The 23,070-nt window shown below is 56.0% G+C and carries 25 protein-coding genes; 14 read left to right on the top strand and 11 right to left on the bottom strand.

Annotation, left to right across the window (positions count from 1 at the left end):
• Positions 1-97: 97 nt before the first annotated feature.
• The 9 genes from RBB77_RS12265 to RBB77_RS12305 all read left to right on the top strand — a co-directional run bounded on the left by RBB77_RS12265 (position 98) and on the right by RBB77_RS12305 (position 7,464).
• Positions 98-853, top strand: a complete 756-nt coding sequence (locus tag RBB77_RS12265) for a flagellar hook-basal body protein (protein ID WP_353062044.1) — start codon at positions 98-100, stop codon at positions 851-853.
• Between the two features lie 47 nt (positions 854-900).
• On the top strand, positions 901-1,689 hold the full coding sequence (gene flgG, locus RBB77_RS12270; RefSeq protein ID WP_353062045.1) for a flagellar basal-body rod protein FlgG: 789 nt from the start codon (positions 901-903) through the stop codon (positions 1,687-1,689).
• A 6-nt stretch (positions 1,690-1,695) separates the two neighbouring features.
• Positions 1,696-2,238: a flagella basal body P-ring formation protein FlgA gene (locus RBB77_RS12275; RefSeq protein WP_353062046.1), complete on the top strand. Its 543-nt coding sequence runs from the start codon at positions 1,696-1,698 to the stop codon at positions 2,236-2,238.
• Entirely contained in the window at positions 2,235-3,074 is an 840-nt protein-coding gene (locus RBB77_RS12280) for a flagellar basal body L-ring protein FlgH (RefSeq protein WP_353062047.1), read from the top strand. The genes RBB77_RS12275 and RBB77_RS12280 overlap by 4 nt, the downstream gene beginning before the upstream one ends.
• A gap of 95 nt (positions 3,075-3,169) precedes the next feature.
• Positions 3,170-4,261 carry a flagellar basal body P-ring protein FlgI gene (locus tag RBB77_RS12285; RefSeq protein ID WP_434557115.1) on the top strand — a complete coding sequence of 364 codons (1,092 nt, stop codon included), beginning with the start codon at positions 3,170-3,172 and terminating at the stop codon, positions 4,259-4,261.
• Positions 4,258-4,548, top strand: a complete 291-nt coding sequence (locus RBB77_RS12290; protein ID WP_353062048.1) for a hypothetical protein — start codon at positions 4,258-4,260, stop codon at positions 4,546-4,548. The genes RBB77_RS12285 and RBB77_RS12290 overlap by 4 nt, the downstream gene beginning before the upstream one ends.
• Positions 4,549-4,618: 70 nt before the next feature.
• Positions 4,619-4,927: a flagellar biosynthesis anti-sigma factor FlgM gene (locus tag RBB77_RS12295; RefSeq protein ID WP_353062049.1), complete on the top strand. Its 309-nt coding sequence runs from the start codon at positions 4,619-4,621 to the stop codon at positions 4,925-4,927.
• A 167-nt stretch (positions 4,928-5,094) separates the two neighbouring features.
• Positions 5,095-6,507, top strand: a complete 1,413-nt coding sequence (gene flgK, locus RBB77_RS12300; protein WP_353062050.1) for a flagellar hook-associated protein FlgK — start codon at positions 5,095-5,097, stop codon at positions 6,505-6,507.
• Positions 6,508-6,561: 54 nt separating this feature from the next.
• On the top strand, positions 6,562-7,464 hold the full coding sequence (locus RBB77_RS12305; RefSeq protein WP_353062051.1) for a flagellin: 903 nt from the start codon (positions 6,562-6,564) through the stop codon (positions 7,462-7,464).
• 130 nt (positions 7,465-7,594) lie between these two features.
• Here RBB77_RS12305 and RBB77_RS12310 read toward each other — a convergent pair whose 3' ends face one another.
• From RBB77_RS12310 to RBB77_RS12325, 4 genes are all read right to left on the bottom strand, one after another.
• A complete protein-coding gene (locus RBB77_RS12310) occupies positions 7,595-8,464 on the bottom strand; it encodes a DUF2076 domain-containing protein (protein ID WP_353062052.1) in 870 nt (289 codons plus the stop codon).
• Between the two features lie 145 nt (positions 8,465-8,609).
• The gene (locus RBB77_RS12315) at positions 8,610-10,487 is read right to left on the bottom strand and encodes a SpoIIE family protein phosphatase (protein WP_353062053.1); all 1,878 of its coding nucleotides are present in this window, start codon (positions 10,485-10,487) and stop codon (positions 8,610-8,612) included.
• 482 nt (positions 10,488-10,969) lie between these two features.
• Complete coding sequence (deoC, locus tag RBB77_RS12320) at positions 10,970-11,761, bottom strand: deoxyribose-phosphate aldolase (RefSeq protein ID WP_353062054.1); 792 nt, start codon at positions 11,759-11,761, stop codon at positions 10,970-10,972.
• A 306-nt stretch (positions 11,762-12,067) separates the two neighbouring features.
• Positions 12,068-12,670 (bottom strand): YceI family protein, encoded by a 603-nt coding sequence (locus RBB77_RS12325; protein ID WP_353062055.1) that lies wholly within the window; start codon positions 12,668-12,670, stop codon positions 12,068-12,070.
• A gap of 428 nt (positions 12,671-13,098) precedes the next feature.
• Here RBB77_RS12325 and RBB77_RS12330 point away from each other — a divergent pair, with 428 nt between their 5' ends.
• On the top strand, positions 13,099-13,581 hold the full coding sequence (locus tag RBB77_RS12330) for a hypothetical protein (RefSeq protein ID WP_353062056.1): 483 nt from the start codon (positions 13,099-13,101) through the stop codon (positions 13,579-13,581).
• A 255-nt stretch (positions 13,582-13,836) separates the two neighbouring features.
• On the opposite strand, the gene RBB77_RS12335 is transcribed toward RBB77_RS12330, so the two are convergent.
• Positions 13,837-14,688, bottom strand: a complete 852-nt coding sequence (locus RBB77_RS12335; RefSeq protein WP_353062057.1) for an ATP-binding response regulator — start codon at positions 14,686-14,688, stop codon at positions 13,837-13,839.
• Between the two features lie 150 nt (positions 14,689-14,838).
• Between RBB77_RS12335 and RBB77_RS12340 the strand changes: the two genes are divergently transcribed.
• Together RBB77_RS12340 and RBB77_RS12345 are read left to right on the top strand one after the other, a co-directional pair.
• Complete coding sequence (locus RBB77_RS12340; RefSeq protein ID WP_353062058.1) at positions 14,839-15,891, top strand: LLM class flavin-dependent oxidoreductase; 1,053 nt, start codon at positions 14,839-14,841, stop codon at positions 15,889-15,891.
• Positions 15,892-15,923: 32 nt separating this feature from the next.
• Complete coding sequence (locus RBB77_RS12345) at positions 15,924-16,403, top strand: RidA family protein (protein ID WP_353062059.1); 480 nt, start codon at positions 15,924-15,926, stop codon at positions 16,401-16,403.
• Between the two features lie 31 nt (positions 16,404-16,434).
• Here RBB77_RS12345 and RBB77_RS12350 read toward each other — a convergent pair whose 3' ends face one another.
• Both RBB77_RS12350 and hpt read right to left on the bottom strand, forming a co-directional pair.
• Complete coding sequence (locus RBB77_RS12350) at positions 16,435-17,424, bottom strand: hypothetical protein (protein WP_353062060.1); 990 nt, start codon at positions 17,422-17,424, stop codon at positions 16,435-16,437.
• A 43-nt stretch (positions 17,425-17,467) separates the two neighbouring features.
• Positions 17,468-18,031: a hypoxanthine phosphoribosyltransferase gene (hpt, locus tag RBB77_RS12355; RefSeq protein ID WP_353062061.1), complete on the bottom strand. Its 564-nt coding sequence runs from the start codon at positions 18,029-18,031 to the stop codon at positions 17,468-17,470.
• 66 nt (positions 18,032-18,097) lie between these two features.
• On the opposite strand from hpt, the gene RBB77_RS12360 reads away from it, so the two are divergent.
• Entirely contained in the window at positions 18,098-18,949 is an 852-nt protein-coding gene (locus tag RBB77_RS12360) for a prolipoprotein diacylglyceryl transferase (protein WP_353062062.1), read from the top strand.
• A 130-nt stretch (positions 18,950-19,079) separates the two neighbouring features.
• On the opposite strand, the gene aqpZ is transcribed toward RBB77_RS12360, so the two are convergent.
• Complete coding sequence (gene aqpZ / locus RBB77_RS12365) at positions 19,080-19,814, bottom strand: aquaporin Z (protein ID WP_353062063.1); 735 nt, start codon at positions 19,812-19,814, stop codon at positions 19,080-19,082.
• Positions 19,815-19,940: 126 nt separating this feature from the next.
• On the opposite strand from aqpZ, the gene RBB77_RS12370 reads away from it, so the two are divergent.
• Positions 19,941-20,942 (top strand): hypothetical protein, encoded by a 1,002-nt coding sequence (locus RBB77_RS12370; RefSeq protein WP_353062064.1) that lies wholly within the window; start codon positions 19,941-19,943, stop codon positions 20,940-20,942.
• Positions 20,943-20,993: 51 nt separating this feature from the next.
• On the opposite strand, the gene RBB77_RS12375 is transcribed toward RBB77_RS12370, so the two are convergent.
• The 3 genes from RBB77_RS12375 to RBB77_RS12385 form a co-directional block, all read right to left on the bottom strand.
• Positions 20,994-21,806: a M48 family peptidase gene (locus RBB77_RS12375; RefSeq protein WP_353062065.1), complete on the bottom strand. Its 813-nt coding sequence runs from the start codon at positions 21,804-21,806 to the stop codon at positions 20,994-20,996.
• A 213-nt stretch (positions 21,807-22,019) separates the two neighbouring features.
• A complete protein-coding gene (locus RBB77_RS12380) occupies positions 22,020-22,556 on the bottom strand; it encodes a hypothetical protein (protein ID WP_353062066.1) in 537 nt (178 codons plus the stop codon).
• A 36-nt stretch (positions 22,557-22,592) separates the two neighbouring features.
• The gene (locus tag RBB77_RS12385; RefSeq protein ID WP_353062067.1) at positions 22,593-23,054 is read right to left on the bottom strand and encodes a hypothetical protein; all 462 of its coding nucleotides are present in this window, start codon (positions 23,052-23,054) and stop codon (positions 22,593-22,595) included.
• Positions 23,055-23,070 lie beyond the last annotated feature (16 nt).

Raw genomic sequence — 23,070 nt, forward strand, 5'->3', positions numbered from 1 at the left:
ATCGGCAGATCAACAGCAATCTTGAACGACCGTCTCCTTAGCACCTTCTAACGATCGTCTCCCAAACTTCGGCCACCGAACTGCATAAGCTCGTGGCATGGACAGTGGACTCTACGCAGCATACACAGGACTACTGGCACGCACCCAAGCGCTCGATACCGCGGCCAACAATCTGGCCAACGCAGGAACCTCTGGCTTTCGCGCCCAGCGCGACTACTTCAGTGGGGTTCTAGCAGGTGGCATCGATCAAGATCCCGAGACAGCATCTCAGGTAGGCCAATCCGTCAACGGCTTCGGAGTCTTGGGTGGAAACAGACTGGATCTCGGACAGGGAGAACTGAAAGCCACCGGCAATCCACTGGATCTCGCCTTAGAAGGTCAGGGATTCTTCGCTGTACAGACCTCCAACGGCATTCGGTACACGAGAGATGGAGCTTTCTCCCGCTCCCCCAAAGGGATCCTTCAGACAAGTCAGGGAGAGCCAGTGCTCGATACCAATCTCAAACCCATCAGCATTCCCACCGGGAACATCTACGTCTCACCCGATGGGAGCATCTCGGCCTCTACAGTGGACGGCAGTGTGATCGTAGGTAAGGTCGGAGCCTTCGACTTTTCGGATAGATCAGTTCTCACCGCTGAGGGCTCTAACCGATTTTCTGCGAATGGGGCAAAGCCCATCGCCGCGAACGTCTCGGTAGAACAAGGTTCGGTAGAAGGAGCCAACGAAGACGCCGTTCACGGCACAATGCAGCTGGTGCTCGTGCAACGACAAGCAGAGATGATGCAAAAAGCATTGAGCGTATTCAATAACGACTTTGATAAGACGGCGTCAGAGGATCTTCCTCGAGTCTGACGAAAGGTCCATATTTTCAGAGTTCTCTACGGGAAAAGGAGCTTGAAATGATTCGTGCGTTGTATACAGCCGCAAGTGGAATGAGTGCTCAGCAGACAAATCTGGACACTATCGCAAATAACCTGGCGAACTCAGGGACCGCGGGTTTCAGACAGCGTCAGGTGCAATTCGAGGACATGATTTATCAAAACTTGGTGACTCCTGGTTCCGCCGAAACCCAACAGACTCTTTCGGCTGGTTTGCAGGTGGGTCTAGGTACCAAGACAGCCGCGAGCGAAGTGATTATGACGCAGGGTGATCCCAACAATACAGGGAACCCATACGACCTTGAGATTCAAGGCGCTGGTTTTTTCCAGGTTTCTCTGCCCGATGGAACCATCGCCTACACGCGAGCTGGTAACTTTCACCTAAATAGCCAAGGCACGATTGTGACCTCAGATGGGGATACGATCTTGCCCGCAATCACAATTCCGTCTAACGCGACGAATGTAGTGATCTCTCAATATGGCGTCGTGACAGCAACGCTTCCTGGACAAACAAACGCTGCTCAGCTTGGCACCATTCAGCTTGCAACCTTCCCTAATACCGGAGGGCTCAGTTCCATCGGAAGCAACTTGTTGCAACAGACAGCAGCCTCAGGCAACCCCATTACGGATACCCCTGGTGGAACCAGTGGAATAGGAACGTTGCAGCAAGGATATCTAGAAAACTCGAATGTTGATGTCGTAGCGGAGTTTGTGCAAATGATTCTGGCTCAACGTGCCTACGAGAGCAACTCCAAAGTCATACATGTCGCCGACGACATGTACTCGCAGATTAACGGTCTCGTCCGGTAGGTGGCTATGTTGAGTGTCTTTTCAAAATTCAAAGCGGCTAGCAGAACTTCTTTTTTTACCCTGTACTGGATATGTCTCGCCAATAGCGCACTCGCAGCCTGCTACAACACACCAACTACGGCGATTGACGCGGGCTCCTTGACTTCGTCGTCTTCGTTATCGGAGAGCGGCGGCTATCGAGTGGAGAGAATTCAGTCGGATCCGGTGCTAAGACAGACCTGGGCAATGGTCATTCGTTGCGATCATCCCGAATGGCCAGCGGTTGCCGTTCCACTGCGGGATTCAAGCTTACCGTTACGACTCAGAGAGCTTGAAAGTGCCAAGAATATTCCGGCATCTGTTGTAATTCGTGCCGGCGAAATTGTCAGGCTGTGGAGGCAAGAGACCTCTTTGCGGATTGAAGTTGCCGGAATCTCAGAAGGGAATGGGGCATTGGGCGACCATATTAAAGTCCGACTATTGCGCAGAAATACCGTCGACGGCCAGTCTATAGAAGAACAACTCTCCGGTATCGTTCGAGGGCCGTCTGATGTGGAGATGAAGCCATGAGAAAAAAATCGCGGACGAAGTCAGCTTCCAATCCGATGCAGCTGCCACAACGTGAGAAGGTCGAGAATCTTACAAAAAAATCGTTATTGACTCTAATCGACAACAACGAAATAGATCGTTTTGTTTCGATAGCCGTTGCAATGTTGATGGTGTTTTTGTCGCTATCCCCATTGCAGGCGCAGACCGAGGCGATCCATAAATTGATCGAGCCAAAACCTAATGTGGCCGCTGCGTCCTTATCTTCTTATCTCGAAAGGGTACGCGCGGAAAACTCCAACGTTCAGCCTGCCCCGGGATCGATCTGGACTGACAATGGAAGACTCACTCGCATCAATACGGACGTGCGGGCTATGCGACCACATGATTTGATCTCGGTCGTGGTCTCCGAAAGCCTGGCAGCGTCGACGGACGGTACGGTAAAGAACTCGCGGGCGTCCAACGCGAGTTCCTCCATTTCAGGTCTTATCGGTACACTGCATGCCGGTAACGCGTTGCAGAACTTGATCAACCAAACATCTTCATCAGGACTCAATGCGCAGGGGACAAGTGCAACGAATTCGAGTTTGAGCACCACGTTTGGAGGACAAGTGATTGAGGTTCTTTCAAATGGGATGCTAGTGATTGAGGCGGCTCGGCAGGTGGAGTTTAGCCAACAAACGCAGACAATCATTCTGAGAGGGCTAGTCCGTCCTGAGGATATCTCTCAACAGAATCAGGTTCTTTCTACCGCGATCTCTAGTTTGGAGCTGGAAGTACGCGGGAAGGGAATTATCAACGACTATACCCATCGACAAAACGTCCTGGTTCGTCTACTACAAAAAGTATTGGTTTTCTAGTGAGGAATTCTATGCAAGTAGCTAACAAGCCGAAAAAGCCAGATTTGCAGGAATTCCTCCTAAGACTCCCGGCCTCATTTGCATGCTTCTTGATTCTGGCTGTTGCCTCGGCTGCTTTTGCTCTTTCTTCCGACCCGACAACATCTGTACCAAGGCAAGCCCGCGTCAAAGATATCGCTTCGATCGAGGGTATTCGCGACAACCAATTGGTTGGATACGGCATAGTCGTTGGTCTGCAGGGTACTGGCGACAGTCAGCAAACAACTTTTCCTGCCCAAACATTGGCGTCTACGTTGCTCCGCATGGGGGTCAGCGTTCCAGCAGCGGCAATTCGAGTACAGAATCTCGCTGCAGTCTTTGTTTCTGCGACGTTGCCACCCTTTGCTCGTCCAGGTACCAAACTCGATATTACCGTCTCCTCCGCAGGTGATGCGAGGAGCCTCGAGGGTGGGTTGCTTCTGATGACTCCTCTTTATGGAGCAGACGGCAAAATTTATGCGCAGGCGCAGGGACCATTGGTTGTTGGTGGCTATTCGGTCAACGTGAATGGAAATGTAAAACAATACAATCACCCCAATACTGCTCGAGTCCCTTTTGGTGCGATGGTGGAACGTGGCGTTCCACTGGATTTGGATGGAAAAAAACAGTTTTCACTCTTATTGAATGATGCTGACTTCCGTGGAGCAGAGGCCATGGCCCTCGCGATCAATCGTTCGTTGGGGCGACCTGCCGCACACGTTCTCGATAGTCGGAGAATCGATCTGCTGGTCGGAGAGGGTGAAGAGATCCCGGCCCTACTGGCTCAGGTCGAATCAATAGAGGTACCTGTCTTTCCTCGAGCGAAGGTGGTTGTCAATGAGCGTACAGGAACCGTAGTTATTGGGGGAACGGTGGTGTTGCAGCCGGTGTCTATCCTTCACGGGGGACTAGCCGTCAACGTGGTGAGCGAGTTTCAGGTCTCGCAGCCAAATGCATTTTCCTCAGGTGGCACAACGCAGGTCGTGCAGCAGACGCGAGTTGATGCCCAGGATAAACCGGTGAACCGAATCGAGCTAAAGCAAGGAGCGACGGTGGATGACCTAGTTCGAAGCCTCCAGATGATTGGAGCCTCAGCGCGCGATGTTATCTCGATCCTCCAGGCAATGAAGTCTGCAGGCGCACTAGAAGCGGAGATTGAAGTCCTATGAAGATAGATCCGGATATCTCACGCTTACCTACCGCGGAGGCCCAAAGACAAGCCAAGCTAGTGGATGCCGCACAACAATTTGAGGCGACGATGTTACAGGAATTGCTGAAGCCAATGCAGCACGGCCAGAGTAGTTGGGGAGACGAACAGAAGAGCGAAGACTCAGCCTCGGACACCATCAGCAGCTTTGGTACCGAAGCAATTGCCAAAGCCATATCGAAGGGTGGTGGCTTTGGGATCGCTCGGCGGGTGGTTGAACAGGTCACCCAGGAGCATCAACGACGCTGAAAAAGAAAATTGTCGAGTACTAAAGTTTGCGGTTTGGATGCCGATACAGTCAAGTAGACGGAGGCTGATCATGAGCTATACGAGTGGAATCGGCGGTCAACAGACAGGCAACGCGATCACTCCATCTGGGACACAGCCAGTTGTCTCGGTGGATACGTCCGGAATCGCGGCCGATAAGCATGAAGTACTGAGCGCAAGTATGGCACACGTCGATGAGACGGCTGTGAGTTCGACGGGAGGGCTCGTATTACAGGCTCTGGAAGCGTCAGACACGCGAACTGCGAAGGTTTTATCCTTGCAGGAGGCGATCGCCGTTGGGAGCTACACAGTTTCATCGTCCGACGTGGCAAACAAAATCATTCAATCCTTACTGAAATAACGATGGCAATTGATCGAACAGTCCTTGCGAAATGCAGCATCGTATGTGGCCAAACTATCGCCAGCTCAATTTCCGGTAGAGAACTAGTTGCTTGAACTCATCCACAAAATTTGGATCCGAATCTGGTTTCAATTTTACCGCCTGCACAGGAGAAACACGGGACACCAATGGGTACGCTTACATCACTACTAAATATAGCCAGCGAAGCGTTACTGGCAGATCAGGCCGCGCTGAACGCGACCGCCAACAACGTCGCAAATCAGAATACACCTGGCTATACACGCGAGGTTGTGAGTTTTCAGTCGGGGGATTCAGTTTCTCTAAGCGGGGAGTCTCAGAGCTCGGGCGTAACCGCTACTGTTTCGTCTCTGAGGGATCGAGTCCTCGAACAGCGCGTGCAACAGCAAACGCAGACGACGGCTCAGAGTGCAGCACTTCAAACCGCTTTGCAGCAGGTTGAAAACATATTCGGGCTGACCTCGACTTCGACGGGTTCGGGAGCGGTAGCTTCGTCGCAGCTTGGTACTGCGATCAACGGTTTCTTCAGCTCTTTGTCTTCCTTAGAGGGTAATCCGTCTGATACAGCAACCCGACAGAAAGTACTAACTGCCGCGAGCGCGTTAGCTGGTGCCTTCAATACTGCATCGAGTCAGCTTTCGCAGATATCAACCAGTCTCAATCAGCAAGTCAGCGGTGATGTGGGTCAGATAAATACCCTCACGTCTTCGATAGCTTCTCTTAACTCTAAGATTGCTAGCCTCAGTCCTAACGGGGATGCTGGCACTCTCGAAGACCAGCGGCAAGAGGATATCGATCAACTGTCTCAACTCGTTGGTTTGGACCAGATTTCAACTTCACAGAATGGAATATCTTTGACAACCAGCGGCGGCGCGGTTTTGGTCAGCGGTAATCAATCATTCCAAGTGAGCACGACACAGGCAGGAGGAAATACAAATGTTCTGGCAGGTGATCCCCCTCAGGACGTGACCTCAAATCTCAACGGTGGAGACTTGGGTGGAGCTTTGCAAGCGAGGGACCAGTATTTGCCGACTTATTCGTCGGCGTTAGATAACTTAGCCTCTGCGCTTGGAACTGCGGTAAATCAACAGAACGAGCAGGGAGTTGACAGTAGTGGAAACCCAGGTTTAGCAATCTTCAGTCTTCCAGGTGGCGCGGCCGGTGCCGCAGCGTCGATCTCCGTATCCGCAACTTCCCCTGGAGCCGTAGCCGCGGCCACTGCTGGCGAGGGATCTTCGGGCAATAATAATGCTACGGCGCTTGCCGATCTTTCCACAACGAATGTGGTCGGGAGCCAGACCGCCACAGGCTTCCTCGCTTTATTCCTCGATCAGGTCGGCAGTGACGCTTCTGGTGTAACAACGGATAATGCAACACAACAGGCTGCGCTCACTCAGCTCACTACGCAGCGTGATTCGCTCTCGAGCGTGTCTTCCGATCAAGAGGCGTCGAACTTAACGCAATTTCAACGCTCCTATCAAGCGGCGTCTCAGGTGTTCTCTATCGTTGATACTCTGATGGCGAGCTCAATCAATCTTGGTGTAGAGACTACAGTGACCTAGGAAAACGCGGCACTCTTCGGCTTGCCTAACCAACTAAGAATCAGGAGCGCACACTTGCGAGTAGATCCGAATTACTTTAGCACTCTGACTGGGGCACTCAATCAGTCCAGTTCCATGATCAACAACCTAACGTCCGAACTATCGAGTGGGTTGAGTGTTCAGTCGCTTCAGGACAATCCGGTCGCTGTTGCGCAAAGTACCCTTCTGGCAAGTCAGATCGATCAGACGGACACATTCGTTCAATCAGCTTCTGGAGAAGCTTCGATGATGCAGGTTGCCGACTCTACTTTGGGTGACGTGGTGGCTCAGGTGACGCAGGCACTCTCGCTCGCCGTCGAAGGCAGTAACGGTACGCAGAACGCGGCAGACAATGCTAGCGTCGCTCAGTCTCTTAGCGGAATTCTCAGTGAAGTGGTCTCGCTGGCGAACACCAGCTATCAGGGGCAATACCTATTTAGCGGCAGTCAGGGATCAGTTCAACCTTTTACGCTGAACACGACCACTACTCCTCCAACAGCCACCTACGCTGGCGACACTAATGTGCAATTCATTGAGGTACCAGGCGGACAGAAGCTTCAGATCAATCTACCCGGCTCTTCAGTTTTCGGTTCGGGAGCTACCGGGATTGTTGGCGCATTGAGTCAATTGATCGGCGATATTTCGGGTGGTGCCTCGACTGCGAGCATCACGACCGATACTGCTGCTTTGAACACAGCTCTTGGCCAGTTATCCGATCAGCGGAGCACTCTCGACAGCTCTTTGAGTCGACTCAACTCCGCCACTACGTTCGCGCAAACCACAGAAAGCCAACTTGAGTTGACGCAAGGCGGCCTGGTCTCTGCAAATCCCGAGGTCGTGGCGACGCAACTGTCGTCTGCGGAAACCCAACACCAGGCCTTGTTGAGTGTCATTAACAACTTGGGGAACCAAGAGGACTTATTTCAGCTTATGAGGTAGGTAGAGTATGCGCCTTTGATCGCCATCTCTCGAACGAATGCGATCCTGGTTCGTTCTGTGTGACGAATCTCCATTTTCAGGCGATCGGAGTTAGACTCTCCATTCGCGTCGGAATCTGTGCCGTTCAAAGCTAAGCGAAATTGCTGTCGTCCCCTCCACCCGACCCGTCGTCACCAAAATCGCTGTCGTCATCGAACGAAGCATCATCAGTAGACGTGTCCGAATCGAAGCTCGCGTCATCGACAGAGTTAGAACTATCCGAACCATAGAGGGAGTCTCGATCGCTCGAAGAAGCGTCGGAGGAGCCACGCGATCCGAGGTCCCGATCTTCCTGCTGACCAAGTGACTTCTCATCGGCAGAGACGTCGCGTCCGCCACGATCATCGCCATAGTAGTTGTTGACGATCTCTTCGGTAGGACGCTGGCTTCCATCGAAGCTCCCAAATCCTTGGCCACCGCCATATCCAGCTTCATGCCCAAATCCGTGCATCAGTGATTCGAAGCCTTGAAAGGCTAGCGCTCCTGCAGCGACCCCGGTCGCGGTCTGGAGAGCACCCCTCAGAAATCCACCTCCTCCCATCCCTTGTGGCGCTCCGTACTGAGGAGGAGCGCCATACTGTGGCGGAGGAGCACCATACCCACCCACGGGAGCATACTGTGGATTCGCAGGCTGTTGAGGATAGGTCTGTGGTGGAGGTGGGGGGGCCGGTTGGTCGTCATGCCGTCCAAGCAAATTGCCCAAAAAGCTTGTCGAGTGTTTCGGCTCAGGAATCTGTTGCATCTGTTCAACCTGTGCCCTTGCCTGCGTCAGTTGTGTTTGCGCTTGCTCCAGCGCATACTTCTGCACCAGCACAGTCTGGGCCAGAATGTAGAGAGCGTCCGGGTTCCGTCCCAAACCCTGCTGCAGCATCTGTTCCGCATCCATATCTTTCTCTGCAAGTTGTGTTTTCTCAACTCGGTCGATCAGACCGCTGATCATGTCCTGTTCCTGAGGAGTCATCTTTCACCCTTTCCGTTATCTTGCTCAGCTACTTACAGCGTCGCACAAATTAGGACACTAACACTAGACCGTCGACCTGATGGACGCACCATACGTCCGAATGTCGCTATTGGCATATCGACCTTCTGATGATTTGTTAGTTGTTTTACTCGGTGGCGCGCAGGACCACGATGGTCTCGTCGTCGAAGTGGGCCGTTCCGGATTGAAAATCGTTGACGGCCTGGAGTATGGCGTTCACTGTGAACTGCGCAGTCGGGTGATGCTGCGATTCGAGGAGTTGAGTGAGGCGTTCGTCGCCGAACATCTCATTGGTGGCGTTGACGGCATCTACGATGCCGTCGGAGAAGAAGACGATGAGATCGCCAGGGCGGGTGGAGAGGGTAAACTCCTCATATTCGGCGTTGGGGAAGAGGCCCAGGGGGAAGCCTTCAGCCTGGATGGTGCGGACGCTTGGGGGTTTTGTGATGTCTGAATTGGCCGCCACGAAGAGAGGCTGGACGGAGCCGGCGTTGGCGATCTGAAGGGTTTGGTTGCTGTCGTCCCAGACTGCCATGAGCATAGTGACGTACTGGGAGTCGAGCTTGCGCTCCTGGAGTTGGTCGTTGAGGGCGGTAAGCATCGCCGCGGGTGAAAGGTGTTGGGGGGCGAGGGAACGTAGTATGCCGCTGACCAGCGCCGCGTAGAGAGCCGCAGGCGCAGCCTTGCCGCTGACGTCTCCTACGGCGATGGCGATGCGTCCGGCGCCGTAGTCGAGATAGTCGAAGACATCGCCTCCGATGGAGCGGGCCGCCACGAACTCGGAGGCGATCTCGGCTCGCTGAAGTTTGGGAGGCCGAGAGGGCATGAGACGGAGCTGAACCTGGCGCGCCATGTCGAGGTCACGCTCCATGCGCTGCTCCTCTTCGTGGATGCGCTGGTAGAGGCGGGCGTTGGCAATGCTGATGGCGACCTGCGAGGCGAGAGTGGAGAGGGTTCGCTGGTGGTCCTCGTTGTAGTAGTTGACGCGAGTGTGCTCGAGGTCGAGGACGCCGATGACTTCGCCCTTGTAGACGAGGGGGATGGCCAGTTCGGAGCGTACCTCTGGGTTGGCTTCGACGTAACGTGGGTCTTTGCGGACGTCGGATGCGAGGATGGGTTCGCGTAGTTGGGCGGCGGTACCGATGAGGCCTTCGCCGAGAGCGATGGTGCGTTCTCGGGTGACGCGCTCGCCGAAGCGGGAGGAGAAGCGGTGCTCGAAGAGCTGGGTGCGATCGTTCCACAGGAGAATGGTGAACATGTGGAAGTCGATGACGCGCTTGAGGAGCTGGCCGATGCGCTCAAGAAGGTCGTCGGGATCGAGGATGCTGGTGATCTCGCGGGAGATGTCGTTAAGGACGGCGAGGGTTTGCGCCTGGCGCGAGACGCGGGTGTAAAGGCGAGCGTTCTCGATGGCGATGGCCATGCGCGAGGCGACCAGCTCGAGGAGGCGCTGATGCTCCATCGTGAAGTAACCGATGGTTTCAGACTGCAGATCGAGGACGCCGATGACCTTGTTCTTGACTACGAGCGGAACGGCGAGTTCGGAGCGGACTGCGGGATTCGCGTCGATGTAGTTCTCCTGCGTGGTGACGTCTTCGACGAGGAGAGATTTGCGTTGGAGAGCGGCTTGACCGGAGACTCCGCGGCCGAGCTTGATGCGGAGGCGCTCGATCTCGCTGGAATGGCCGATCTGGAAGCGCATGCGGAGATCTTGTGAGCGCTCATTGATGAGCAGGATCGCGAAGATTTTGTAGTCGATGACGGCGCGGACGAGGTCGGCGACCCGGTGCATGAGGGTGTTGAGGTCGAGAGTGGTGTTGAGGGCGTCGGCGAGTTTGTGGAGGAATGCGACCTGAAGGGGTTCGACGCGAATTTTTGGGTCGGCGGCGTGGGGGTGAAAGAGTTGCGGGGTGGGAGGGCGGTAGTCTCCCTCGTAAGGGTGCTCGGGCTCGGGCGCTTCGGGGCCGGTGGGTGGAGTCGCGCTCGGTTTGATCGGGGAAGACATTTCTGCTTTCCGTTGATCTTACCGGGTGAGGTGGGGTTTGGGGAGTGCTGGCCGGAACTCCTTTGATTGTGGCTAATCAGATTCTCCGATAGTGTCTTTCACCTTCATTGCGTGTGCGTGAACGATCTTCAGGTTGGTCTCACTGATGCGCTGGCGCGCCTGGTTCAGTCTCTATTGCCCCCCACCCCCCCCCCGGGGTACCCCTTGCTAAGTTACTTTGTTTGTTGCGTTTGCGAAACTATGCGCTTGTAAAAATGTCATTCAAAAGGGGTTAGAGGTAAATTCGTCAATCGAAAAGGGTTAGGGGACTGGGTAAAACGAAGCGGCCCCATTTGATCGGGGCCGCTTCGACACTATGTTCATTATAACGGAGCTGATGGAACAAATACGCAAAGGCTACCTTTTTGATTCGAAGAGGGATAGCCATTCGGCGGCTTGACAGTTTTTTCAAGCCTGATGGGGTTGCCATCTCTTGCGATATGTCAGTAGCCGGGCGCGGAAGTGGTTGGTTCGATCGTGTGGCCGGCTAGTTCGTTGACGATTTTGACACTGGCGCTGGCTCCTATTCGGGAGGCTCCGGCTCTGAGCATGGTCTTGGCGTCGGCGAGTGAGCGTATGCCGCCAGAGGCTTTGACCCCGGCGCGAGTGCCGGCTATGCCGCGAAGCAGGCCGATGTCGTCGGCAGTAGCGCCCCCGGTGGAGAAGCCGGTGCTGGTTTTGAGGAAGTCGGCTCCGGCGGAGAGTGCGAGCTCTGAGGCGCGGAGTTTTTCTTCGAAGCTGAGGAGGCAGGTTTCGAGGATGACCTTGACGATGGCTCCGGCTGCGTGGGCAAGCTCGACGACGCCGTGAATTTCCTGACGGATGGCCTCGTAGTCGGCGGTCTGGCCGGACTTGAGGAGGCCGATGTTGAGAACCATGTCGATGTCGTGTGCGCCGTGGCGGAGCATGTGGGCGGTCTCTTCGTGTTTGGAGGCGGAGAGAGTGGCGCCGAGGGGGAACCCGATGACGACGCCGACGGGGATGCCGGTGCCCTGAAGTGCTGCGGCGGCGAGCGAGACCCAGGTGGGGTTGATCATGGCGCAGGCGAAGCGGTGTTCGGCGGCCTCGTTGCAGAGCTGAAGAACCTGGGTGCGGGTGGCCTCGGGCTTGAGGAGGGTGTGGTCGAGGACGGCGGCGAGGTTTTGCGGGGAAGAGAGGGTGTGTGCGGCGAAGGCTTCGGCGTCGAAGTGCTCTGGGCCGTGGGGGTGCGGATCGGTGATGGACAGCGTATTCAAAAAAGTGCTCCTTCGGCGAGGGGAGGTGTTCGCGCCGGGTTACTTTCTATCATACCGGGGTCAGGGCTGGCTTTTTTGCGGTGGCCCTGAGGAGATAGAGCGGTTGCGGAGGAGAGTTGACAGGAAACGGCAATCCCACAACTCTTTATCGTTTGCGAGCCAGTTCTCAATGAGGGAAAGGCCTGTTCTCTTCAGTTGAGAACGCCTGAGTGGATTACTTCAGGGAAGCCGACTTTTCGGGACTGTTCGGCCCTCGATGAGTTGAATCAGCGATTCAGCCACAAGGGAAATGTGGGAGGGTTCCTGTTAGGGAGTAGTGGGTTTTGCGTCTGCTTCAACGTCAATCTCGATATCGACATCGGGTGCCGTTAAATCGCCCACTTCTGCGGAATTATCGCGCGCCCCCATGTCGAATTCAGCACGCTTCGTGGCTGCAGTTCCATGGAACGCGACCCTTGCTGGCTGGTTCGGTTTTGTATCGGCGAAGGCCCCGCTATATTTGAAGGTGAGCGGCACTACTTTGGTAACGCCATGCATGGTCAGCGAGCCGTCCATCCGCCAGAGATCTGCCGAGACACGATGAATGCCCCGCCCTTGATAGGTCATTGTCAAAAACTTCTTCACATCAAAATATGCGTCACTGCGAAGATCTTCATCGCGTTGGCTGACCTGCGTGCTGATCGTAGCGACATCGATCGTGACGTCTACACTGCAAGCGGCTGGATCCGGCGATACGGTGATGGTCCCCGAAATTTGGTCGAAACGGCCGCGCACACGTCCCACCAGATGGTGCCAGGCGCTAAAATAAGCAAAACTGTGACGCGAATCTATCTTGTAGGTCCCCGGAGCTGGAAGCGCCGGAGTTTCGACGTCCTTGTGGACAGCTGTGGCAGGAGGCTGTTGCGCCATCGCAGAGGTCCAAGACCCCGCGCAAATTGCCAAAAACAGAGTACCGACTCCTACGAAATCCGGCAGCCTTTTGACGATCGTTCTTCCTGCATTCCTGTCAATCATCTGGCTAGCCTCCGATTGATTTGCAGCTGACCATCTTTATTTGCCTCTGACACTTGAAGCCATCGAGCTGTTCCCAGAAGGGGCTCGGCGGACTCTTTGGATCACTAAAAAAAACAACATGGAACTTTGCACGTGTATTTCCAAACCACACGCTATATTTATCTTCTACTTAGTGAGCGCGTCGACAGAACGTGTGTCCAGCGATCGAAGAAGACGTCCACAATTGGACATTCAACAACTTGTCACCTAGCCCCAACAGGGTTCAAGGAGCGACGCTGTTCCAATTATGGAACCGATCAGGCCGCCCTGCCGTAGTGACGGAAATGAACGATGGCTCGGCGAATCAATCTTCGGCGACGCGCGTGTGGATTCCGATTGGAGCCGCACTTTTCTTGATAGCCTTGACTGTATCCGCATGGGTTGTCCCACAGCTTCGGCTTCTTCACCTCCTCCAGGCGTTCATTTATGTTGTCATCGTGATTCTTGCGCGCCGCAATAGTGTGTGGGGGTTTGGCGCGGGCGTCACGATTGGGGTCGTCTGGAACAGTCTTAATCTCTTCGTGACTCACCTCATGGAGGCGGGAGCGGTCGCATTCTGGTTTCTCGTGCATACCGGTCAGGTGCGGCGGCCCGAAACCATGATGGTGACACTCGGTGGCATCGGACACTTCGTTCTCATCATTGCTTGCCTGGCCGCGCTCTTTGATCAGACGACGGAAGATAAAAAGTGGTGGAAGTTCGTTGGCGGAGGCGCGTGGACGCTCGTATATTTCATCCTGATTATCGCTGTCGCGCGACCGCGGTAGCTTTCGAAAATAGTTTCCCACCTCATCCAAGTCTGTGTCTCGCGATGCGGTCTTCGATTGCTGGCCGGATTGCGAAGAAATCGATTTAGGGGCAGCAGATTACTACCGGCAAACGCGCTTCTCGTCACCTATACAAAGCCAACGGCTCGCAATCTCAATGAGCGGCATATCGCCAATGAACTCATCGAAGCCCGTCCATGAGGGAAAGGCCTGATATCACCAATTGGCACAGGCGAGCGGTGCAAGGCCGGATCGCTATGGGCTTTGAGCGGGCGGGTCGAGGTACTTGATGAGGATGACTTCGTTTCCCAGTTCGTTGTAGATGAGCTCGTCGACGGTGCCGGCGGCGAGCAGAAGGCCATAACCTCCAGCGCGCATGCCTTGCTGGTTACGTCGTACGATGTGGGCCGTGGGGTCGTCGGAGGAGTTGGAGTGGACTGCATGGGTGATGTCTTCCTTGCGGAATCCGGCGCCTGGATCGCGTACCCGAAAGGTCATGGTGCGGGCAGTGCGGATGGCGTTCACTTCGACGACCTGATCGGGATTGAACTTGGCGCCGTGCTCCATTGCGTTGACGAGGATCTCGCGGAGCGCCAGCATGATGTCCTGGCGTGCGGTCTCGGGCAGTTGCGCGGCAAACTGTCGGGCAAAGGTCATGAGACGGTCGGCAGTGGCGAGGCGGCAGTTGACTCGGAGGGCGATCCAGCCGGGGCGTGCCGAGAGGACTTCAATATCTTCGTTCGACTGGTCGCCGGTAGCTGCGTTGCGCGCGACGCAGGCGATCTCGTCCGCGTCGAAGGGAGGAGTGAAGCATCCGAAGACGCGTGCGCGAAGAGCGGCGATGATCTCGTTCGGTGTGCTGTGAGGAGCGAGAACGATGCACTTGAGATTGGGCCGAATGACGCGCATCTCCTGGAGGAGGGCGAGGGCTTCTTCGATGGCGCTGTCGGCGCTGGTGACGATGACACTGAATGCGCGGGCGCGGAGTTGGTGGAGGGCATCGATATGCCCGGCGGCATACTCGAACGGGAGATCGGCGGCGGTGAGGAGTTCACCGATCTCGCGGCTGACAGGGGTTTGACTGTCGATGATAAGAACTCTGCTCATGGCGCCTTTCAAGGGAATGGGTTGATTTTAGATCAGGATAACGATTCTTATGAGCATGATGAAGAGGTGAAGAGCGCGAAATAGAGTTTTGGGTTTGGGTCGATTTGTGTTGCTCGACATCAAAAGGGAGTGAGTAAAGACGACGTAACGATGAAGCTTCGACTTTCGGTGCTGGATCAGAGTCCGGTTCCGGCGGGGAGTTCTCCGGCCCAGGCATTGGAGAACTCGATTGAGCTGGCGCGACTGGTGGATGGGCTGGGATTTCGCCGGTTCTGGATGTCGGAGCACCATGCGATGGATACGCTGGCGTGTACGGCTCCGGAGGTGATGCTGGCGCGGATTGGCGCGGAGACGAAGACGATACGAATTGGGTCGGGTGGAATTATGCTGCCGCACTATACGTCGCTGAAGGTGGCGGAGTGTTTTCGGATGCTGCATGCGCTTTATCCGGACAGGGTTGATTTGGGGATTGGGCGTGCGCCTGGGGGTGGCCCGATTGAGGCGCTCGCGTTGAAACGGGATCGGAAGACGAGGATGCTGGATGATTTTCCGGACCAGGTGAGCGAGCTGCTCGCGTTTCTTGGACATCACTTTCCGGAGGGACATCCGTTTGCGGGAATTCGGGTTTCGCCCGAGATGCCGGGTGGGCCCGATGTGTGGATGCTGGGGTCGAGTATGTGGAGCTCGGCGGCGGCGGTGGAGTTTGGGCTGCCTTATTCGTTTGCACATTTTTTCAGTCCGGTGCATACGCGGGCGGCGATTGAGACTTATCGACGGAGCTTTACGAAGAGTATCTATCGGAGTAAGGCTGAAGCTACGGTGGCGGTGGGTGTGATCTGTGCGGAGACGCAGGAGGAGGCGGAGTTTCTGTCTTCGAGCGTGCGGCTGCTGCAGCGGAGGATTCGGCAGGGGGATCGGAGGCCAGTGGCTTCGCCGGACGATGCAGTGAGGGAGTTGAGGTTGCTGGGTGATATGCCGATGGAAGAAGGGGAGTGGCCGCGGTACTTTGTGGGGACTCCGGCTAAGGTGCGTGGTGAGTTGGAGAAGATGGCGGAGGAGTTGGGGATTGGGGAGTTGATAGTGAATACGATCGTGTGGGATCACGCGAAGCGGCTGCGAAGCTATGAGCTGTTGGCGGAGGAGTTCAACCTGAATGCAGTTCCAGTTGCTGAAGGTGAAGCTGTCTTTGAAGGGAAGAGATAGAAGGTAAGAAATAGTTCAACAGGAGAGTGCCCATGAGATTTGCCCGACTCTGGATTCTCGGTAGCTTTGTTGCAGGCACTTTAGCGTTGGCACAGAATGGGGCTGCTGCCAGACCTGACGTGCAATTCAAAAACTCGTCCGATATCAGCTCTCCTGCTGGTTACAGCCATGCTGTTGTGGTCAACAGCGGCAAGATAGTGTTTCTCTCCGGACAGGTGGGATTGGATAAACATGGAGAGATGGTTGGGAAGGACGACTTCCACGCGCAGGTTGCACAGGTGTTTGCAAATCTCCGGTCTGCGCTGTCGGCGGCTGGTGCGACACCTAGTGATCTCGTGAAATTGAACTACTACATTGTCGGTCTGAACCACGATAAGTTAGTTGCGATTCGTGATGTTCGCGATCAGATGATCAACAAGGAACATCCGCCGGCCAGCACACTTGCGGGCGTGCAAACTCTCTTTCGTGAAGATGCGTTGATTGAGGTTGAAGCGGTTGCGGTGATTCCGTAGTTAGGGCGTTTGGGTGGTCAGTTCCTGATGTTCATTGGTTATAGGGGTACTCCTGAATCCAATGAAAGCCTCTTGAGGTGAGGGGAGATGGTGGCGGTTGGGTGCGCGAAGCGAGACTTTGATGGAGGCTGATCGCTGAGTGAATGCTCTGAAAGAGAAATATTGCGAGGATTGCGATCTTGAACACGATGGCGGCACGCTGAAGCCATAGCTGCTTGAAGAATGGTTGGCGAAGATTCGATGGCGCGGTCGAACGGTTCAACACAAAAACGCGGAGTAGCTTTTGCGCTTCGGGCAGCGTGAGAAACAGAGCAAGCGATAGGAGATTGAGAGAGTAGAGCTTTACCGGGACGTCGTAGCAGAAGTTCAACATGACGACGTTCAGCATTACGGCGAATGCAGTGATGGAACCTAGAAGCGCGGTGCGGCGAAAGAGAAGTAGGATTGCAGGCAGGAGTTCGGCACATCCGCTGAAGACTGTATAAGGCGTCGAAAAGCCCATAAAGTTCCAAAGGAGAGCCATGGGCGATGATTGACCGTAGCTCTCCGCCAGTTGTCGCGATTGAAGGTGGGAGAACTGGGTTGGAGCAATCTTCGCAAAGGCATAGCCGAAGAGCGCGAACGCTAAAGCGTAGCGAGCGAAGACTCGCAACCAGCCGTGAAGGCTGATGTAGTGCGGCCTGCGCCGATCCAGAATGGTCCAGAGAGTGCCGACTCCGGCTGCAGCGATTGCGGTAGCGCATAGTCGAAGGTAGGCGAGGAGTGTATCGCCGCTACCCGTGTAGTGAGGAATGGCCTGAGTGGGATCGATATCGAAAAAATGGACAAGTCCCCAACTGATGGCCCGGTCCCAAACAAAGTTGTAGAGGCTCGCGAGCGATTGTGCGCCTGGGATTACGTTTAGGACCGATGGAAGGTAGTACAGAACGAGATAGCAAAAAGCCAAACGGAAGAGAATGCGTTTGGCAAGATGCCACTGCGTTTCCTCGAAGTGCTCGACAGGAGTACGGTCTTCGGTCATGAGGACGAAGGATGTCTACTTTCGCGTATCGTTTCGTGCGTAGTTAGTGACCGGCGACTTCAGCGGGGAAGATGCGGATGTCTTCGACGCCGCGGTAGCGCTCGGCGTAGTCCATGCCGTAGCCGATGACGAATTGGTTGGGGATCTTGAAGGCAATGTAGTCGGCTTCGATGGGGACGAGGCGGCGCTCGGGTTTGTCGAGACAAGTTGCGATCTTGAGCGATGCGGGTTTGTGCTGGAGCATAAGGCCGCGGAGGTAGCTAAGTGTGAGGCCGGTGTCGAGGATGTCTTCGACGATGATGACGTGCTTGCCTTCGATTGGGTTGTCGATGTCCTTGATGAGCTTGACGGCGCCGGAGGAGACGCGGGCGCGGCCGTAGCTGGAGACGGCGACGAAGTCGAAGGTGTTGTCGACCTGGATGGCGCGCGCGAGATCGGCGAGGAAGATGGCTGCGCCTTTGAGAACGCCGATTAGGACGATGGATTGACCTTTGTAGTCGGCGGAGATCTGGGCTCCAATTTCGCGGGTGCGATCGGCGATCTGTTGTTTGGAGAAGAGAATCTCCATCTCTGCGGCGGGGGGGAAGACGGGCGTGCTGGAGGACATAAGGGATAGGCTAACGCGAATAGGGGGCTGAGGCAAAGGCCGCTATACTTTAAGGGAGCGAGGATTATGTTTCCCTATATCGATATTGGCCCGATTCACCTGGGTACGTTTGGGCTGTTGCTTTGGCTTGCGGCGGTGGCAGCGACGGTGGTGCTGCATAAGAATTTTGTTCGGAATGGCGTGGATGCCGATGCGCTGAATGTTGTCGCGTTTGTCGTGATCGCTGGTGTGCTGGGTGCGAAGGCGTGGCATGAGCTACAGAACCCGGCGGATTTGTATGCGGCGTTCCGGCAGATAATTGCTCCGGGATGGAGTCGGCCGTTTGCGGTGGCGATGGACTTTTTGCACTGGTTTCAGGCGGGATTTGCGTGGTTTGGTGGGATGCTGGCCGGGATCGCGATGCTAATGTGGCAGGGCAGTCTGGCGAAGCCGGATGGGCTGTCTGCGGGGAAGGCTGCGGTGCGGATGCTGGACCTGGCTACGCCGGCGGCTGCGGTTGGGTATGGCGTGGGGCGGATTGGATGTTTGACCTCTGGCGATGGGGATTACGGGATTAACACGACGCTGCCTTGGGGAGTGCACATGGCGAAGAATGCGTTGGTGCTGCCTACTCCGCCGGATGCTCTGGTGCAGCCTACGCCGGTGTATGAGTTTTTGTTTGCGATGGCGCTGGCGTGGCTGCTTTGGCAGCTGGGCAAAAAAGCGAGGCCACTTGGCTGGATGACTGGGCTGTATCTTTCGCTGAGTGGGATTGCGCGTTTTCTGGTTGAGTTTGTGCGGGTGAATCCGCGGCTCTATTGGGGTATGAGCAATGCGCAGGTTGCGGCGCTGGGGTCGGTGGTGGTGGGGTTGGTTGTAATGGTGGCTACGCGGCGTGGGACTGTGGTGGTTTCGCCGGTGGTGGAGATGAGTTCGTAAGGACAGTGTCCTGCCGGACGGGCTCGCTGCGCGCGATGCGGTCACTTCGTGACTTATATACTGCTTCGCTTGTGCTCCCGTTGGTCGTGTTCAACGATTTCGACCAACGGGAGTACTAGAGGCAGCCTGTTTATGGTTTGTCGCGGGACATCTCTTCGCGGAGGGTTGGTTGTGGGGCTGCGAAGAAGGCTGTGGAGATAAGGCCGCCCAGAATCGCGCCGAGGATGGGAGCGAGCCAGAAGAGCCAGAGTTGACTGAGTGCCCAGCCACCGACGAAGATCGCGGGCCCGGTGCTGCGGGCTGGGTTGACCGAGGTGTTGGTGACGGGAATGCTAATGAGATGGATCAGCGTAAGACATAGACCGATGGCGATGGGGGCGAATCCTTTGGGGGCGCGCTCGTCGGTGGAACCGAGGATGACGAGCAGGAAGAAGGCTGTCAGGACAACCTCTGCGACGAAGCAGGCGATGAGCGAATAACCGCCGGGGGAGTGGTCGGCGTAGCCGTTGGAGGCGAATCCGGCGGCGAGGGAGAAGCCGGGTTTGCCGCTGGCGATGAGGTAGAGAACACCGGCGCCAGCGACAGCTCCGACGACCTGAGCGACGATGTAGGCGGGGAGCTCGGAGATGGGGAAGCGCCGGGCGGTGACAAGACCGATGGAGACTGCGGGGTTGAGATGGCAGCCGGAGACGTGGCCGATGGCGAAGGCCATGGTGAGAACGGTGAGGCCGAAGGCTAAAGCGACACCGACGAAGCCGATTCCAAGGTTGGGGAAAGCTGCTGCGAGGACGGCGCTACCGCAACCGCCGAAGACGAGCCAGAAGGTACCGAAGAACTCAGCTGTTGCGCGTTTTGAAAGATCCATGGATAGCCTTTCTTGCTGGTGAATTCACCGTTGATCTCATGTTGATGTGGCATAACGCATGTGCTGGGGCCGGATTGTGGGGAGGGCGGAAGTCTAGCATAGGGCGGTGATTTCCGGGTTAGAATCTTGCAGAATGAGTTAGTCGTGATGGAGCGGATGACGGAGACTGAGAAGATACCGGCGGCGGGGGAGATATGGAGTCACTTCGATCTCGGCGAGGCGACCAAGGTCATCACGATTCTGGCAGCGTTCGCGTATGTGACGGGCGCGGTCGCAATTAACACGTATCTGCATAGCCTGGGAATCGTGGATTTTTCCTTTGCCAAACCGAAGCTGCTGCTGACCGGGATCGTGGTGCTGTTCACGTATCTGCTATTGGCGTCTCCGGCATTTTTTGTGGCGTGGTCGATGGCAACGCGCCACGAGCAGACGGTGCGGAGGCTGTCTTCGCTTGGGCATATTGCGATCTTGTTTGTTGGTTCTCTGATGTTGCTTCTTGGCGCTTCGGTTTTTTCCTGCTTTCAGACGCATCCCAGCATGGGGCAGAGCACGGTTTGGCAGGTATGGAGGATCACGAATCCGGGAGGCAGCGTCTCCAAGCGGTTGCTTGCGTCGCTGCTTGTGACATTGGCGGTTTATCTTCCTGTTCTGATTGCGGCTGTGTCGGTTTATTTGGGGGCACGATTGCTTGACCGGGAGAGAACGGAGCGGCCTGCGCCGCAAATCAGTCTGAGGCGGTTTTGGCTTGTGATTGCGGTTGCGGCCTTTGTGGTGGGGACGATCGGATACATCTGCATGTTCACGAATACTTTTTATTCGGTGATTCCGCAGGAGTTTGGAGGAGGGCAGCCTTACTTTGAGAACGTTGTGGTTGGGAAAGACGATTTATGCCAGTTGCAACAGCTTGGCATACCGTTTGTCTCCGGTCAGAGCGATGTCACGCAGCCTTTGCCGGTGTTGCATGAGACGGACACGCTGGTAGCGGTGTGGTTGAACGATATGTCCAAAGGGGGCTGGAATTTTGTTGTCGCGGTGCTCGATAAGAAGGTGATTACCGCAACGAAGATCGTTGCAAAACCGGATAGTCCGTTTCCGCCGCGATTGTTGGTTCAGGCGTGCAAGGACTGATTCGATCGAGCTGTGCCGGTGGGCTGTGGCTGGGTGAAGATCGAGTTTTGTTTAGAGACGCTTGAGGTAGGCTTTTGCGGCTTCGAGTTCGGGGAAGAGACGTTCTTCGGCTTGGAACTCGCGGGAGTGTACGCAGCGGCGACCGGCTTTGACACGGACTGGGTGCTTGAGGTGCAGCATCTCGTGGTAGAGAAGATACTCGATGGCGCAGCGGGGGGTGTCGAGGCGGTCGAAGACACGGCTGACGACGATGGTGTTGTGTGCGGCGTCGTAGTGACCTAGCATTCGGCGGGCGTGATGAGCAGACCAGGTGAGGGTGGGGCGGCCGAGGAGACCGTGGAAGAAGCGGGTGTTGAGTGACTCGAAGACTTCGTTGAGGTCGTAGTGGTGGCCGGTGGGGGCGGAGAGGCGCTTGCGGCCGCGGGTCTGGCGGATGTGCTCGGCCTGGCGGGAGATGGCTTCGGAGGAGACGTGGCGGCGGTAGCGGTCGGCGTGGGAGGGGGCGATGGGTTTCTTGTAGAGCTTGGCGAGGAGGATGTGGGCGATGGCGTGGTGGACGTGGTCTGGGGCGGATTCGAGGAGATCTGAGAGGCGGACGTGCAGGCGACCTTCGCGGAGGCGGATGGTGGTGTTGAGGGAGGTGAAGCGACGGAAACGGATGTCGAGTGGAGGAATGGGGGCGCGGGGGCGGAGTTCGCGGTACTGCTCCTCGAAGACGGCGATGAGGGAGGTGGGGGCTGTGGACTTCGGTTTTGCGGCGCGGGGTTTTCTGGGGTGGCGGGGTGTGAGCGGGAGCGTGGGGGATGGGGGAAGCTCGTGGGCGGGGAAGAGGGATGGCGTTGCGGACGAGGAGAAGAGCTGCATGAACTTGCGCAGGGATGATGGGCCGGAATGCTTCGGTGGGTTCAGGGCTTGTCCTTAGTTGAACTACTGAATGCGATTTTCTTCAATGTGAATAGTCGCGAAAAAGAACTGCGCATAAGAACAATTTTATAAGAGGAAGAGCCTGGCGCGGACGTGCCGTTTGGGGTTCGGTTGCGGAGCTTTTGTCGAGGCGGACTCGAATAGCGGTGGGTTTCAGCGTGGCGGGTCGATGGGGGCGTTCTTGTTTTCTTTGGGGGGAGGATGCGCGAGGAACCATGCCTTTTGCTCTTCGATCATCTGCGTGGCCTGGTCGTGTAAGTCGTGAACAGCTTCGAGAGCGAGTCTGCGGGAGACGTTGTAGGCTTCGTCGTCGGGTGGGGACTTGAGGTTGGAAGACCAGCGCTCGGTGGCTTCGAGGAGCTTGGGTAGGGCCTTGCGGATGTCGCGGTGGCGGGGACCGTAGTCGTCGAGGTTGTCGTTGAGCTCGTCGGCGATGGCGGTGAACTGCTCGAGGATATCGTGGGTGTCTTGCTCGCGGCCGGGTTTGCGCGGGTGTGCGAAGAGATCCTGGATGGATTTGTTGCGGGTGTCTAGGAGTTTGATGAAGAGGAGGATGCGGTCGCTGGGATAGTAGGCGGCTTCGCGGAGCTGCTCGATTTCGCCGTCGGAGAGAGCGGCTTCCTGTCTTTGGGCGTGCAGGGGAAGAGCGAGCGGGAGCAGGAGGAGAGCGAACAAGAGTCTACGAAGCATCGGTTCCTGGTGTCTGGATTTGTTAGTGACTAGATTTTATTTTTTGAAGACCTGAGCGAGAAGCTCGTCGTGAACCTGGTCGAGCTGCTTGAGGGTCGCTTGCAACGTGTCGCGATCTTCGTTGGAGGCTTTACGGAGATATTCGCCGAGACGGTAGGAGGTGTGGTGCATTAGTTCCTCGGCGTTTTTGACGCGTTTGGAGTTGCTGGAGAGATCCATGTGAATGAGCTTCGCGTAGTCATTGACCTTTTTAAGGGAGGCGGTGGCCTGGTCGACGTCGCCGTCGAGCATCTGTTTGCCCGCGATCTCGGTCATGACGTGGACGAGCTCGGTGTAGAGGAAACATTGATCTCTGGGATTTGCCTGCTGAGCGCGCAGCTCGAGCGCAAGGAGGGCCTGAGCGTTGGGAAGGTTGTCGTCGACGTTGGCGGCTCGGGCGGGTGTTGCTAGAAGCAGCGGCAGAGAGAGGAGGAAGGCGAACCGAAGAATCGATTTCATAACGCACCTCTTATGG

The organism is Tunturibacter psychrotolerans, assembly GCF_040359615.1.
GTDB classification, from domain to species: Bacteria; Acidobacteriota; Terriglobia; order Terriglobales; family Acidobacteriaceae; genus Edaphobacter; species Edaphobacter psychrotolerans.